The 13169-nt window shown below is 67.4% G+C and carries 13 protein-coding genes; 10 read left to right on the top strand and 3 right to left on the bottom strand.

Annotated features, from left to right (window positions below; genetic code table 11):
* The 3 genes from AC1DJT_RS09105 to AC1DJT_RS09095 all read left to right on the top strand — a co-directional run.
* Positions 1 to 1326: regulator (locus AC1DJT_RS09105; protein ID WP_476833929.1), on the top strand; the 1326-nt coding region annotated here is incomplete at its 5' end.
* Positions 1323 to 1547 carry a DUF4089 domain-containing protein gene (locus AC1DJT_RS09100; RefSeq protein ID WP_441504601.1) on the top strand — a complete coding sequence of 75 codons (225 nt, stop codon included), beginning with the start codon at positions 1323 to 1325 and terminating at the stop codon, positions 1545 to 1547. The genes AC1DJT_RS09105 and AC1DJT_RS09100, both read left to right, overlap by 4 nt.
* A gap of 56 nt (positions 1548 to 1603) precedes the next feature.
* A complete protein-coding gene (locus tag AC1DJT_RS09095; RefSeq protein WP_476833930.1) occupies positions 1604 to 2995 on the top strand; it encodes an AtzE family amidohydrolase in 1392 nt (463 codons plus the stop codon).
* Between the two features lie 61 nt (positions 2996 to 3056).
* Here AC1DJT_RS09095 and AC1DJT_RS09090 read toward each other — a convergent pair whose 3' ends face one another.
* Positions 3057 to 3923, bottom strand: a complete 867-nt coding sequence (locus AC1DJT_RS09090; protein WP_476833928.1) for a LysR family transcriptional regulator — start codon at positions 3921 to 3923, stop codon at positions 3057 to 3059.
* Between the two features lie 378 nt (positions 3924 to 4301).
* Between AC1DJT_RS09090 and pcaD the strand changes: the two genes are divergently transcribed.
* The 7 genes from pcaD (at position 4302) to AC1DJT_RS09055 (ending at position 10993) form a co-directional block, all read left to right on the top strand.
* Positions 4302 to 5111, top strand: a complete 810-nt coding sequence (gene pcaD / locus AC1DJT_RS09085) for a 3-oxoadipate enol-lactonase (RefSeq protein ID WP_441488506.1) — start codon at positions 4302 to 4304, stop codon at positions 5109 to 5111.
* A 9-nt stretch (positions 5112 to 5120) separates the two neighbouring features.
* The gene (locus AC1DJT_RS09080) at positions 5121 to 6491 is read left to right on the top strand and encodes an MFS transporter (RefSeq protein ID WP_441504603.1); all 1371 of its coding nucleotides are present in this window, start codon (positions 5121 to 5123) and stop codon (positions 6489 to 6491) included.
* A gap of 238 nt (positions 6492 to 6729) precedes the next feature.
* A complete protein-coding gene (locus AC1DJT_RS09075) occupies positions 6730 to 7902 on the top strand; it encodes a muconate/chloromuconate family cycloisomerase (protein WP_476833927.1) in 1173 nt (390 codons plus the stop codon).
* 5 nt (positions 7903 to 7907) lie between these two features.
* Positions 7908 to 8198 (top strand): muconolactone Delta-isomerase, encoded by a 291-nt coding sequence (gene catC / locus AC1DJT_RS09070; protein WP_043230486.1) that lies wholly within the window; start codon positions 7908 to 7910, stop codon positions 8196 to 8198.
* A gap of 56 nt (positions 8199 to 8254) precedes the next feature.
* Entirely contained in the window at positions 8255 to 9184 is a 930-nt protein-coding gene (locus AC1DJT_RS09065) for a dioxygenase family protein (RefSeq protein WP_441504605.1), read from the top strand.
* Positions 9185 to 9344: 160 nt separating this feature from the next.
* Positions 9345 to 10148 carry a benzoate diol dehydrogenase BenD gene (gene benD, locus AC1DJT_RS09060; RefSeq protein ID WP_441504606.1) on the top strand — a complete coding sequence of 268 codons (804 nt, stop codon included), beginning with the start codon at positions 9345 to 9347 and terminating at the stop codon, positions 10146 to 10148.
* An 8-nt stretch (positions 10149 to 10156) separates the two neighbouring features.
* The gene (locus tag AC1DJT_RS09055) at positions 10157 to 10993 is read left to right on the top strand and encodes a 3-oxoadipate:acetyl-CoA acetyltransferase (protein WP_441504607.1); all 837 of its coding nucleotides are present in this window, start codon (positions 10157 to 10159) and stop codon (positions 10991 to 10993) included.
* 42 nt (positions 10994 to 11035) lie between these two features.
* Here the strand turns inward: AC1DJT_RS09055 and AC1DJT_RS09050 are convergent, their stop codons facing one another.
* Both AC1DJT_RS09050 and AC1DJT_RS09045 read right to left on the bottom strand, forming a co-directional pair.
* Positions 11036 to 11803: an SDR family oxidoreductase gene (locus AC1DJT_RS09050; RefSeq protein ID WP_441504608.1), complete on the bottom strand. Its 768-nt coding sequence runs from the start codon at positions 11801 to 11803 to the stop codon at positions 11036 to 11038.
* Between the two features lie 11 nt (positions 11804 to 11814).
* Positions 11815 to 13014 (bottom strand): mandelate racemase/muconate lactonizing enzyme family protein, encoded by a 1200-nt coding sequence (locus tag AC1DJT_RS09045; protein ID WP_441504609.1) that lies wholly within the window; start codon positions 13012 to 13014, stop codon positions 11815 to 11817.
* Positions 13015 to 13169: the final 155 nt, after the last annotated feature.

Raw genomic sequence — 13169 nt, 5'->3', positions numbered from 1 at the left:
CCGCATATGTTCGTCGTCACCTTCGTGATCATGCTGCCGATCGCGAGCATGACCGGCGATCCGATCAAGGGCTGGGAGGCCGGGCTCGTCTGGGTGTTCTTCCAGAGCTTCATCCTGATGGCCGGCGGCTTCATCGCGCCCTATATCCGCAAGGTCACGCCGCGCGCGGCGCTGCTCGGCACGCTGGCCGGCGTCTCGATCGCCTTCATTTCGATGCGCCCGGCACTCGAGATTTTCCTGACACCGGCGATCGGTCTCACCTGCCTTGCGATCATCCTGGTCAGCTGGTTCGGCGGCGTGCGCTATCCCCGCAGCATCCCGGCGGGGCTGGTCGCCATCGCCTTCGGCATGGTCATCGCCTGGGGGTCGGCGCTGCTCGGGCTCGATGTCGGGGGCCTGAGCCTCGCCAAGCTGGGCGCCGCCTTCTCGACCTTCGGTTTCTCGCTGCCGCTGCCGGCAGTCGACCATGTCTTCTCCGGCTTCTCCTATCTCGGCATCATCCTCGTCACGGCGATCCCCTTCGGCATCTATGATCTCGTCGAGGCCATGGACAATGTCGAGAGCGCGGAAGCGGCCGGTGACCATTACCCGACGACGCGGGTACTGACCGCCGACGGCGTCGTCAGCCTGATCGGCTGCCTGATGGGCAACCCCTTCATCAACGCCGTCTATATCGGCCACCCCGGCTGGAAGGCGATGGGCGGGCGCATCGGCTATTCCGCCGCGACCGGGCTGATCGTGATCGTGCTGTGCTGGTTCGGCGTCATCGCCCTGCTGCTGGCGCTGATCCCGCTCGTCGCGATCTCGCCGATCCTGCTCTATATCGGCATGCTGATCGGCGCGCAGGCCTTCCAGACCACGCCGGCAAGCCATGCGCCTGCCATCGTCCTGGCGCTGACGCCGCATCTCGCGGCCTGGGCCAAGGTGCTGATCGACGGGGCACTCGGCGCGGCGGGGACCAATGCGGCTGCTGTCGGCATCGACAAGATGGCCAATATGGGCGTGCTCTATCACGGGCTCGAACTGATGGGCGGTGGCGCGATCCTGTCCGGGCTGGTGCTCGGCGCCATCGCCGTCTTCGTCATCGAGAAGCAGTTCCTCCACGCCGCAGGCTTTGCGGCCGCGGGCGCCGTCCTGACCTATTTCGGCCTGATGCATGGCGAGGCGATCGGCATCGGCAAGGGGTTCGGCGTCACACCCTCGATCAGCCTCGCCTATGCGATCGTCGCGGGCTTCCTCTTCCTCTGCGCGCGCTCGCTCTCCGTCGTGACCGCGGCGAAGACGATGACCACCGAGCCCCGCGGCAAGCTGGAGCCGGCGGAATGAGCGAACCGAAACCCGTCTTCGATGCGGCGCGCCATTGCGATGCGATGGCGCCCGCGCTCGGCCTGGCGATCAGCGAGGAGCAGCGTCCGGTCGTCCTGCAATTCCTGGCAGTGGCGAAGGCCATGTCCGAGATCGTCTTCGCCGCGCCCGTCGACGAGGCCAGCTTCGAGCCGGCCGGCGTGTTCCGCGCCGGGCGCCCGCATGACGGAGAGCCCGCGTGAGCTTCGATGCCTTCGCACCGGCCCACCGTATCGCGGCCGATATCAGGGAGGGCGTGATGACCGCGGAAGCGGTCATCACCGGCTTCCTCCAGCGGATCGAACGCCTGAACCCGGCGATCAATGCCTTCACCGACGTCACCGCCGGGAGGGCCTTGGCGCAGGCACGCGCGACCGATGCCAGCCACGCAGCCGGCGCGCCCCTCGGCCCCCTCGCCGGCGTGCCCTTCGCCGCCAAGAACMTGTTCGACATTGCCGGCCTGCCGACACGGGCCGGCTCGAAGATCAACCGCGAGCGCCCGCCCGCCTCGCGCGATGCCGTGCTGATCGAGCGCCTGACGGAAGCCGGCGCCGTGCTGCTCGGCGGCCTGAACATGGGCGAATACGCCTATGACTTCACCGGCGAGAACGCGCATGACGGCCCCTGCCRCAATCCGCATGACCTCAGCCGCGTGGCCGGAGGTTCATCCTCCGGATCAGGCGCCGCGACGGCCGCGGGGCTCGCCCCGATCTCGCTCGGCTCCGACACGAACGGGTCGATCCGCGTGCCGAGTTCGCTTTGCGGCGTCTTCGGGCTCAAGCCGACCTATGGCCGGCTGCCGCGCACGCGCAGCTTTCCGTTCTGCGACTCGCTCGACCATCTCGGCCCCTTCGCCCGGGACGTGACCGACCTCGCGATGGCCTATGACCTGATGCTGGGCCATGATGCGGGAGATCCGGCCTGTGCGCGACAGGCGGCCGAGGCGACCCTGCCGACGCTGAAGCAGGGCGTCGACGGCCTGCGTATCGCGGTCGCCGGCGGCTATTTCTCGACCGATGGGATGCCCGAAGCGGAAGCTGCCGTCGCCGCAGTCGCGCAGGCGCTGGGTGCGACGCGGGCGCTCGATATCGCCGGAGCGGGCATCGCCCGGGCGGCTGCCTTCCTGATCACCAATGGCGAGAGTTCGGCCTTCCATCTCACGCGGCTGCAGCAGCGCGCCGATGATTTCGACCCGGAGACCCGCGACCGCTTCCTCGCCGGCGCGCTGCAGCCGACGGCCTGGTATCTCCAGGCGCAGCGGGCACGGCGCTGGTTCCATGACGAGATGATGCAGCTGTTTCAAACGGTCGACCTGATCATCGCGCCGGCCACGCCCTGCGTCGCACCGGAAATCGGCAGCAAGACCATGGTGCTGCGGGGCGAGACGGTCGCGCTGCGGCCCAATCTCGGCCTGTTCACCCAACCGATCTCCTGCATCGGCCTGCCGGTCGCAGCCGTGCCGGTCTTCGGGGCCGGCCTGCCGGTCGGCGTGCAGTTGATCGCCCCGCCCTGGCGCGAGGATCTTTGCCTGCGCGCAGCCTATACCGTCGCGCAGGCCGGCGTCGCGACCGCCAGGCAGGCACGGCTGGATGACGCGTGGCGCCCTGAAGCACGAGGATTGAAAGCTGTCTCGGAGGCTCAACCCCTGTGAAGCCAGGAACGCCCGCCCCTCAGGGGGCAGGATGCCGGGCGGATGCGCCTCTCGCGCTCCCTCAGCCCGCCAGTCCGATGATCTGCTGCAGCAGGAGCGAGGTGTCGTTCCGGCGATAGCTGACGATGATGGGGCTGGTGAATCTCTCGTCGAGATCGAGGAACTGGACATCGTCGCGGCCGAAGCGCCGGACCGAGGCCGGAACGACGCAAATCCCGACGCCCGAGGCGACCAGGCCGAGCGCGGTCTGCACGTCCCGGACCTCCATGCCGATGCGCGGCCTGACCCCCGCCTCGCGATAGAAGGACAGGACCTGATCGGCATAGCTCGGCCGGGGCGCCTTCGGATACAGGATCAGAGGTTCCGCCTCGAGATCGGCCAGCTTCGGCTTCCGGCCGCTTGCCAGCAGCGCATGGGCCCCGCCGACCGCCACGCATAATCCTTCCTCGCGTAGCACCTTTCGCACCAGCATGTCGTCATCGAAGCGCAGGCGTCCGAAGCCGACATCGATGCGACCGTCCTTCAGGGCCGAGATCTGCTCCAGCGTCGTCATCTCGAGGAGCTGGACCTCGACATCCGGCACCAGGATGCGAAAATCGCGGATCAGTTGCGGCAGCGTGTCGTAGAGCGTCGAGGCGACGAAGCCGACATTGAACTGCAGCACCAGGCGCTTGCCGATGCGCGTCGTCATGGCGCTCATCTCCTCGACGCGCTGCAGCACCTGTTGCCCCTGCTCGAAGAGATAGCGCCCGGCCTCGGTCATCGTGATCGGCCGGCCACGATCGAGCAGGCTCACGCCAAGCTCCTCCTCCAGCTGCTGAATCTGCCGGCTCAGCGGCGGCTGGGCGATATGGAGCTTCTCGGCGGCGCGGCTGAACGAGCCTTCGGCGGCGACGGTCGTGAAATAGCGCAGATGACGCAGATCCATCGCTGCCTGCTCCTCCCGCTCTCCGATCGATGCAGGGCGGCTGCACCCCGGAGACCGCCATCGCGGCGGTTGTCACATGCTCGCGGGCGACTGCCCGGCTTCCCCACCGCATCGGCAGGGAAGCGGGCTTCCATACCGTAGGGGTATTAATTTACACCAAAACGATCCTGTCCAGCGACACCATGCCTGCCTAGCCTGACAAGCAGGGAAGAAGCGTTCGCGCAGGAGGAACACTCCGCCGCGAACCTGAGCTGGCCGTCAGAGCCGCCGGAGAGCCATGTCTGAGACCGAACCGTTGCGGCCCGCGCCAGCGCGGCTTGCGAAACGCGCGCCGGCTGCCCTGTCGGGGCGCCGCGGCCGAAGCCGGCGAGCCTGATCATGCCCTATCTCGAAACCGGACCGGGCCTGCGCCTGTTCTACACGGTCACCGGGCCGGGCTCCGCGCCGGCCCTGGTCTTCTCGAATTCGCTCGGCACCACGCATCGGATGTGGGACGCCATCGCCAGCGAGCTCTCGGCCGAATATCGCTGCGTGCGTTACGACACGCGCGGCCATGGCGGCTCGAACCACGGCCCCTCGCCCTTCGAGATCGCCGATCTTGCCGATGATCTCGCCGCCCTGCTCGATCATCTCGACCTGACGCGCGCCCATGTCGCCGGCCTCTCGCTTGGCGGGATGATCGGCCAGGCCTTTGCCGCGCGGCACCCGGCGCGTCTGGCCGGCCTGACCCTGATGGCGACGACGGCCTATATGCCGACGCGCGAGGCCTGGGAGGAGCGTGCCGGGCTGGTGCGGCGCGACGGCACGCGAGCGATCCTCGCGGCCACGATGGAGCGCTGGTTCACGCCGGGCTTCCGCGACGCCCATCGCAGCGCCACGGACGCGGTGGCTGGCGAATTCGCCGCCATCGACCGGGACGGCTACGCCGCCTGCTGCGAGGCGATCGGCCGGATGGATCTGCGCCCGCTGCTGCACCGGGTGATTGCTCCCACGACCGTGATCGCCGGCCGCGAGGATCCCGCGACGCCGCTCGCGATGGCTGAAGCCCTGTACACGGGCATCGCCGGCTCACGCCTCGTCGTGCTCTCGCCCGCAGCCCATCTGCTCGCCATCGAGCAGGCCGAGCGCGTCGCTGCCGAGCTACGGCGCGATCTTTCCCGTTCATACCCACAAAAAACACAGATCTGAGGAACGCCCATGTCCAGTCCACCCGCCGGCACACAAGACATCAAGGACATCATCGATGCAGGTTCGATGACGGGCCGCAGATGGGCCGTGGTCGCACTCTGCTTCGTCATCGCCCTGCTCGACGGCTTCGACACCCAGTCGATCGCCTTCATCGGACCCGCGATCGCGCAGGATTTCGGCATGAAGGCCGCCGACCTGACCTGGGTCATCACCGCCAGCACGATCGGCATGACGCTCGGTGCGATCGGCCTCGGCAGCTTCGGGGACCGCTATGGCCGGCGCAAGGCGATCCTGATCGCCATCTTCCTATTCGGGGTGTTCTCCCTGATGGGCGCCTACGCGACATCGCCGACGCAGATCATCGTACTGCGCTTCCTGATCGGCCTCGGCATGGGCGGGGCCACGCCCTCGCTCCTGGCGCTGGCGGGTGAATACAGCCCCGCTTCCCGGCGCGGCACGATGATCACCGGGGTGCTGCTCGGCCTGCCGGCCGGCGCCATGCTCGGCGGCCTGATCGCGGCGAGCTGGCTGCCGATCCTGGGCTGGCGCGGGATTTTCCTGGTCGGAGGCCTCCTGCCGCTCGGGCTGATGGTCATCACCTATTTCCTCCTGCCGGAATCGCCCGCCTATCTCGTCTCGCGCAAGCAGAACGACAGGCAGGACGAGGCCCGCCGCCTGCTCCGGCAGATGACCGGCCAGCCGATCCCCGACCAGATGCGCCTCGTCAGCGCCGGCAGGGTCGTGCATGGCGGCTCCATCGCCGGCCTGTTCGAGGCGGGCTATCGCCGCGTCACCGTCGCGATCTCCGCCATCTACCTGTTCAACTGGATCGCCTGGTTCCTGCTGCTGCTCTGGCTGCCGACCGCGCTCACAACGCTCGGCCTGGAAAAGGCCCAGGCCGCCTATGGTACCGTCGTCGTCAACGCCGCCTTCATCATCATGGCCCTGCCGCTTTCGTCCTTCCTGCCGAAGGTCGACCCGCGAAAGCTCCTGATCGGCATGTTCGCCGTCGGGATCGCGGTTGCGCTCGGGCTGGGCTTCGCGGGCGACCGCTGGCCGCTGGTCTTCTCCCTCATCGCCCTTGCCGGCTTCGGCATCGGTGGCCAGCAACTCGTGCTGAACTATCTGATCTCGAATACCTACCCGACGCAGCTGCGCGCAACGGCCACGGGCTGGGGCATCGGCGTCGGTCGCTCGGGAGCGATCATCGGCTCCGCGATCGGCGGCACATTGCTGACCGGCGTGGGTCCGTCCGGCTACTTCATGACGCTTGCCATTCCGCTGGTGATCGCGGCGCTGGCGACGCTGATGGTTCGGCCGGCAGTCGGCGCCGCCCTCGCCTCGCCCGCACCGGCCGCCGCCGCTCCGGCGATCCGGTGAGCCTCATGCGGCTGCATCAGGCATAGGCGAAGCCGGGAGAACAACCCGGGACGCGACCGCCGAAAGGCCGGTCGCGTCCCTCTTTTTTGTGCCCGATGCGAGGCGCAGGCGGGGCCGCCCCGCTAATCACGCCCTCGCGGGGCTCCATACCCTTCGGGTATCAAAATACACCCAATCGATCCTGTTCCCCGGGAATGGCGCGTTCTAGCCTTTGCTTCAATGAATATGGGAGCGAAACGTGTCTGAAGGTCCGCGGATTCAACAGGTCGAGACGATTCTGGTCGATCTGCCGACCATCCGCCCGCACCAGCTGGCGATGACGACGATGCATCGCCAGACATTGATGATCGTGCGGCTGCATCTGTCGGACGGCGTGGTCGGGATTGGCGAAGGCACCACGATCGGCGGGCTGGCCTATGGTCCCGAGAGCCCGGAGGGCATGCAGCTCGCGATCGATACCTATCTCGCGCCGATCCTGCTCGCCAGCGATCCAAGCCGCATCGCCCGGACGATGGCGACCATCGCCATGTCGGTCCAGGGCAATCATTTCGCCAAATGCGCCGTCGAGACGGCCCTGCTCGATGCGCTCGGCCAGCGCGTCGGCCTGCCGATTTCCGAACTGCTCGGCGGGCGCCAGCATGACCGGCTGCCCGTGGCCTGGACGCTGGCCAGCGGCGACACCGGCCGCGACATCGCGGAAGCCGAGGAGATGCTGGCGCGCCGCCGCCACAACATCTTCAAGCTCAAGATCGGCAAGGGCGATCCCGGCGCCAATGTCGCCCATGTCGCTGCGATCAAGCGCGCGCTCGGTGACCGCGCCTCGGTGCGCGTCGACATCAACCAGGCCTGGTCGGAAGCCACCGCGTCGGCGATGCTGCCGGCGCTCGCCGCCGCCGGTGTCGAGCTCATCGAACAACCCGTCGCCTTCCGCAATCTCGGCGCGCTCGCCCGGCTGGCCCGCGAGACGCCGGTCGCGATCATGGCGGACGAGGCGCTGAACGGCCCGGAAACCGCCYTCGCCATCGCTGCCCTCGCCGCCGCCGACGTGTTCGCGCTGAAGATCGAACAATCCGGCGGGCTCTTCGCCGCGGCCAAGGTGGCCGCGATCGCGGAAGCCGCCGGCATCGGACTCTATGGCGGCACGATGCTGGAAGGCGGCATCGGCACTGCGGCCTCGGCCCATCTCTTCTCGACCATCGGCAAGCTGGAATGGGGTACGGAGCTGTTCGGCCCGCTGCTGCTGACCGAGGAGATCCTTGAGACGCCGCTCGACTATGCCGATTTCGGCCTCACCGTGCCGACGGCGCCGGGACTCGGCGTGACGCTGTCCGAAGCTCAACTGAGCCGCTTCCGGCGCGACCGCACCGAGCGCTCGGTCCATGTGCTGCCACGCGCCAAGACGGGGTTCTAGAGATCATGCTGTTCCAGGTTGAAATGGATGTCCGGATCCCGCCCGACCTGCCGGTCGAGACGGCGACCGCGCTGAAGGCGAGCGAACGCAAGCGTGCGCAGGAGCTGCAGCGGGCCGGGCTCTGGCGCCATCTCTGGCGTCATGCCGGGCGCTATGCCAACACCAGCATCTTCGACGTCGAGAGCCCGCAGGCGCTGCACGACATTCTCTCGGAGCTGCCCCTCTTCCCCTACATGGACGTGAAGGTCACGGCACTCTGCCGCCACCCGTCGTCCGTGCATGACGACGACCGCTGACAAACAACGGCTGCGGCCTGAAATGGCCGCCAATCACCAGAACACGAGGAACCGCCATGCCCATCAACCTGATCTCCGACGAGGACAAGAAGGATCTCGCCGCCCGTGCGGCCGGGATGGACAATGACAAGGGCGACCCGCGCACCAAGGCCGTCACGGCCCAGCTGCTCTACCGGATCATGCAGGTGATCGACGAGTGCGACGTCTCGATGGACGAATTCTGGGCAGCGGTCGCCTTCATCGGCAGGGCCGCGAAGAATGACGAGCTCGGCCTGCTCGTCCCCGGCATCGTGCTCGAGCATTTCCTCGACCTGCGGCTCGACGAGGCCGAACGGCTTGCCGGTCTCAAGGGCGGCACGATGCGCACCATCGAAGGGCCGCTCTATGTGCCCGGCGCGCCGCTCTCCAAGGGCGAGGCCCGCATGGATGACGGCACCGATCCCGGCGAGATCTTCATCATCGAAGGCCAGGTCACGGACGAGGACGGCAAGCCGATTGCCGGCGCGATCGTCGACCTCTGGCACGCCAATTCCAAGGGCGGATATTCCTTCATCGATGGCGAGCAGGCGCCCTACAATCTGCGCCGTCGCATCGAGACGGATGAACAGGGCCACTATCGCGCCCGCACGATCGTGCCGAATGGCTATGGTTGCCCGCCGGAAAGCGCGACGCGCCAATTGATGACCGCACTCGGCCGACATGCTGAGCGCCCGGCCCATGTCCATTACTTCATTTCGGCGCCGGGCCACCGCCAGCTGACGACGCAGTTCAACTTCACCGGCGACAAATACCTCTACACGGACTTCGCCTTCGGCACCCGCGACGAGCTCGTCGTCACGCTGGACCGCGTCGTCGACGCGGACGCGATCCGCAATGCCGGTCTGAACCGCCCGTTCGCCCGCACGACCTTCGACATCGTGCTGACCAAGGAGCGCGAGGGCGTGCCGCAGACGCAGGTCAGCCGCACCCACGTCACCGCCGGCTGAGGCCCTCGCTCACCGGCCTGGCACCCGGCCAGGGTGCCCCGCCATAGACTGTCACGGACAGCGCCAAGCGGCGCGGCGGCCTTCGCCGCCCGCCCGACCGGCGACGGTGCCAAACCGTCCAGTCCCCGCCCTCGTGGCGGCATAATCCCGGAGATCGACCATGTCCCAGCCATCCACGCGCGGCCGCCGGTTCGAAGGGCGCAGCCTTGTCGTCACCGGCGCGGCCCAGGGCGTCGGCAAGCAGGTGGCGCTGGATGCGGCCGCCGAAGGGGCAAGACTGACGATCGTCGACCGCTCGGCCATCGTCCAGGAGGTCGCGCAGGAGATCACCTCGGCCTTCGGGCCAGGGCGCGTCATCGCGCTGGAGGAGGATCTCGAGACCTTCGCCGGGAATGAGCGGGTGATGGCGCGCGCGCAGGAGAGCTTCGGCGCCATCGACGTGCTGGTGACCAACGTCGGCGGCGCGATCTGGATGCGGCCCTTCCAGGAATTCGACGAACGCCAGATCGCCGCGGAGATCAGCCGTTCGCTGTTTCCGACGCTGTGGGGCTGCCGCACCGTGCTGCCCTATATGCTGGAGCAGGGACGCGGCGCGATCGTCAATGTCTCCTCGATCGCGACCAAGGGCATCAACCGCATTCCCTATTCCGCGGCCAAGGGCGGCGTGAACGCGCTGACCGCCTCGCTCGCCTTCGAGCTTGCGGGCACGAATATCCGCGTCAACGCCGTGGCGTCGGGTGGCGTGGATGCGCCGCCCCGCCGGATTCCACGGGGAACCGACGTGCAGACCGAGGCCGACAAGCAGTGGATGCAGCAGGTCGTCGACCAGACGCTCAGCGCCTCGCATCTCGGCCGCTACGGACAGCTCGGCGAGATCGCAGCCGCCATCCTGTTCCTGGCCTCGGACGATGCGTCCTATATCAACGGAACCGTGCTGCCGGCCGGCGGCGGAGACCAGGGATGACAGATGCCATGACCACTCGTCCCGTCGTGGTGGCGGTCGCCATCACCGGCTCCGTGCCGCGCAAGAAGGACAATCCGAACCTGCCCGTGCTGCCGGCCGAGCAGGTCGCCTCGACCCGCGCCGCCTTCGAGGCGGGCGCCAGTCTCGTCCATATCCATGTCCGCCATGACGACGAGACGCCTTCGTCCGATCCGGAGCGTTTCGCTGAGGTGCAGGACGGCATTCGCCGGGCCTGCCCGGGCATGATCGTCCAGTTCTCGACCGGAGGCCGCGGGCGCGACCCGGCGGCGCGCGGCCTGAGCCTGGTGCATCGTCCGGACATGGCCTCGCTCTCGACCGGCTCGGTGAATTTTCCGACGATCGTCTACGAGAACCCGACGAGCCTGGTGAACGATCTCGCGGCGCGGATGCTGGAGCATCGGATCGCACCCGAGATCGAGATCTTCGACCTCTCGCATATCCACGCCGCGCGCCGCCTCGTTGACGAGGGGCTGATCGGACCGCGCCCGCATATCCAGTTCGTGATGGGCGTCCGGAATGCGATGCCGGCCGACGAGGTGCTGCTCGACATCCTGCTCGCCGAGACCAGGCGGGTCATCCCGGGCGCCACCTGGACGGCCGCCGGCATCGGGCGCGACCAAATGCGGGTGATGGACTGGGCGCTCGCCCGCGGCGCTGACGCGGTCCGCACCGGGCTGGAGGACAATATCCGCATCAGCAAGGACCGGCTGGCGAGCGGCAATGCCGAGCTGATCAGCCTCGCCGTCGAGCTGATCCGCCGCCACGGCCGCCGACCGGCCACGCCCGCCGAGGCGCGCGCCGCGCTGAACCTCGCGCCGGTCTGAAGCGGCGGGGCGAGTGGCGCGGCGACAAACGCCTGGTGTCCATCACAGAACCGATGACATCCCGCCATCGACATAGATGATCTGGCCGTTGACGTAGTCCGATGCCGATGAGGCCAGAAACACGGCGGCCCCGACAAGCTCCTCCGGCCTGCCCCAGCGCCTGGCCGGCGTGCGGCCCTTGACCCAGGCGTCGAAGCTCGGGTTCTCGATCAGGGCCTGGTTCATGTCGGTGATCATGTAGCCCGGGCCGATCGCATTGGCCTGGATGCCATGCTCGGCCCATTCCGCCGCCATGGCCCGCGTCAGCATCTTGATGCCGCCCTTGGCAACCGTATAGGGCGCGACCGTCGCGCGGGCGAGTTCGCTCGTCAGCGATCCGATATTGACGACCTTGCCATGGCCGCGCGCGATCATGCGCTTGGCCGCCTCGCGCCCGATCATGAAGGCCGAGGTCAGGTTGGTGTCGATGACGCGCTGCCAGTCCGCCGTGGCGAGCTCGACCATCGGCTTGCGGAACTGAATGCCGGCATTGTTGACGAGGATATCGACCGCAATACCTGCGGCATCGAAGCCCTCGAAGGCCCGCAGAATCTCGGGCTCGTTGGTCACGTCGAATGGCGCCGCATCCGTCTGGTGGCCCGCCGCCCGGAACTCCGCGACGGCCTGTGCGACGCGCTCAGGGTCCGTGCCGTTGATCAGGATGCGAGCACCTGCAACAGCCAGTCCTTCCGCCATGGCGCGGCCGAGCCCACGCGAGGAGCCTGTCACCAGCGCGGTCTTGCCGGTGAGATCGAAAAGAGGGTTGGTCATGGGCATCGTCCTTACAGGCTGGAGCGACGAACGATGAGGTCCGAGCGTTCGAAGACGGCGGGCAGGAGTTCGACGCCGAGCCCCGGCCCTTCCATCGGCAGGACATAACCGTCCTTGATCACCGGCATGGTGTCGACGAGTTCCTTGTACCAGCCGGTGTAGAAGGCCCGCACCGATTCCTGGATCAGCGTGTTGGGCTGGCTGAAGGAGGCATGGATCGCGGCGATAAAGCCGACCGGGCCGATGCAGTCATGCGGGGCGAAGGGGCGGTGATAGGTCTCCGCCATGGCGGCGATCTTGCGCCCTTCGGTCAGCCCCCCGGTCCAGCACAGGTCGGCCATGACAATGTGCATGGCGTCGTGGTCGAGCATGTCCTTATAGGGGAAACGCGAGCCCAGCGTCTCGCTGGCGCAGACCGAAACCGTGGTCGAACGGGCGAATTCGGCCAGCGCCTGTGGCGAGTTCATCCGGATCGGATCCTCGTACCAGGTCGGGCTGTAGGGTTCGAGCGCACGGGCGATCTTGATCGCGGTCGGCAGATTCCAGAGCGAATGGAACTCGACCATGATCTCGATCTTGTCGCCTACCGCCTTGCGGATCTTCTCGAACGGCTCGATCGCCTTCCGCATCTGGTCGGGGCTGATGAAAAGCCCCTGATTTTCGATCGCGGCCGGGTCGAAGGGCCAGATCTTCATGGCCGTGATGCCGCTTTCGAGCAGGCTCTCGGCGACGGCATCGGCACGGTTCATGAAGCCGTCGAGGTCCTCATAGGGACCTGATGCATCCCCCAGATTCCAGGTCGAGACCGGCTTGATGTTCTGCGAGCGGACATATTTGTACCCCGCACAGGTATTGTAGATGCGCTGCTTGTCACGGCAGAGGCCGCCGAGCATCTGGTGCACCGGCTGGCCGCAAACCTTTCCGAAGACATCCCACAAGGCGATATCGACCGCCGAGGTCGCACGCGACTCGACGCCGGTCGAGGCCTGCGCCATCGGCAGGTTCGTCATCTCTCTGTGCAATGCCTCGATGTGCAGCGGGTTCTTTCCGAGCAGCCGCATGGCGAGCGTGTCGTGCAGATGCGCCTCKACCGCCCCTGCCCCATAGAAGGTCTCGCCGAGACCGATGATGCCCGCATCGGTATGCACGCGAACCCACAGGACATTGGCGAATTCTTCGGTCCGCAACGTCTCGATGGCGGTGATCTTCACGGCCTGCCTCCCTGGCGGCTGGCGTTCTTCACCGGGTTTCTTGCCGGGGAACGCCTTGGTTGAGTGCGAAACAGGCGAGCCCGATGACAGCCTCGCCCCCTCGAAACGAGGCGACCATAGGAGTGCTTGTAAAATATCACAACATGTTTATGGTC

The organism is Allobosea sp. 05T422_2 (genome assembly GCF_056396265.1).
This window is presented reverse-complemented; position numbering and strand designations above follow the sequence as displayed.

Coding starts and splice junctions, on each gene's coding strand:
- AC1DJT_RS09100 (WP_441504601.1), top strand. CDS start 1,323: ATGAGCGAACCGAAACCCGTCTTCGATGCGGCGCGCCATTGCGATGCG.
- AC1DJT_RS09090 (WP_476833928.1), bottom strand. CDS start 3,923: ATGGATCTGCGTCATCTGCGCTATTTCACGACCGTCGCCGCCGAAGGC.
- pcaD (WP_441488506.1), top strand. CDS start 4,302: ATGCCCTATCTCGAAACCGGACCGGGCCTGCGCCTGTTCTACACGGTC.
- AC1DJT_RS09080 (WP_441504603.1), top strand. CDS start 5,121: ATGTCCAGTCCACCCGCCGGCACACAAGACATCAAGGACATCATCGAT.
- catC (WP_043230486.1), top strand. CDS start 7,908: ATGCTGTTCCAGGTTGAAATGGATGTCCGGATCCCGCCCGACCTGCCG.
- AC1DJT_RS09065 (WP_441504605.1), top strand. CDS start 8,255: ATGCCCATCAACCTGATCTCCGACGAGGACAAGAAGGATCTCGCCGCC.
- benD (WP_441504606.1), top strand. CDS start 9,345: ATGTCCCAGCCATCCACGCGCGGCCGCCGGTTCGAAGGGCGCAGCCTT.
- AC1DJT_RS09055 (WP_441504607.1), top strand. CDS start 10,157: ATGACCACTCGTCCCGTCGTGGTGGCGGTCGCCATCACCGGCTCCGTG.
- AC1DJT_RS09050 (WP_441504608.1), bottom strand. CDS start 11,803: ATGACCAACCCTCTTTTCGATCTCACCGGCAAGACCGCGCTGGTGACA.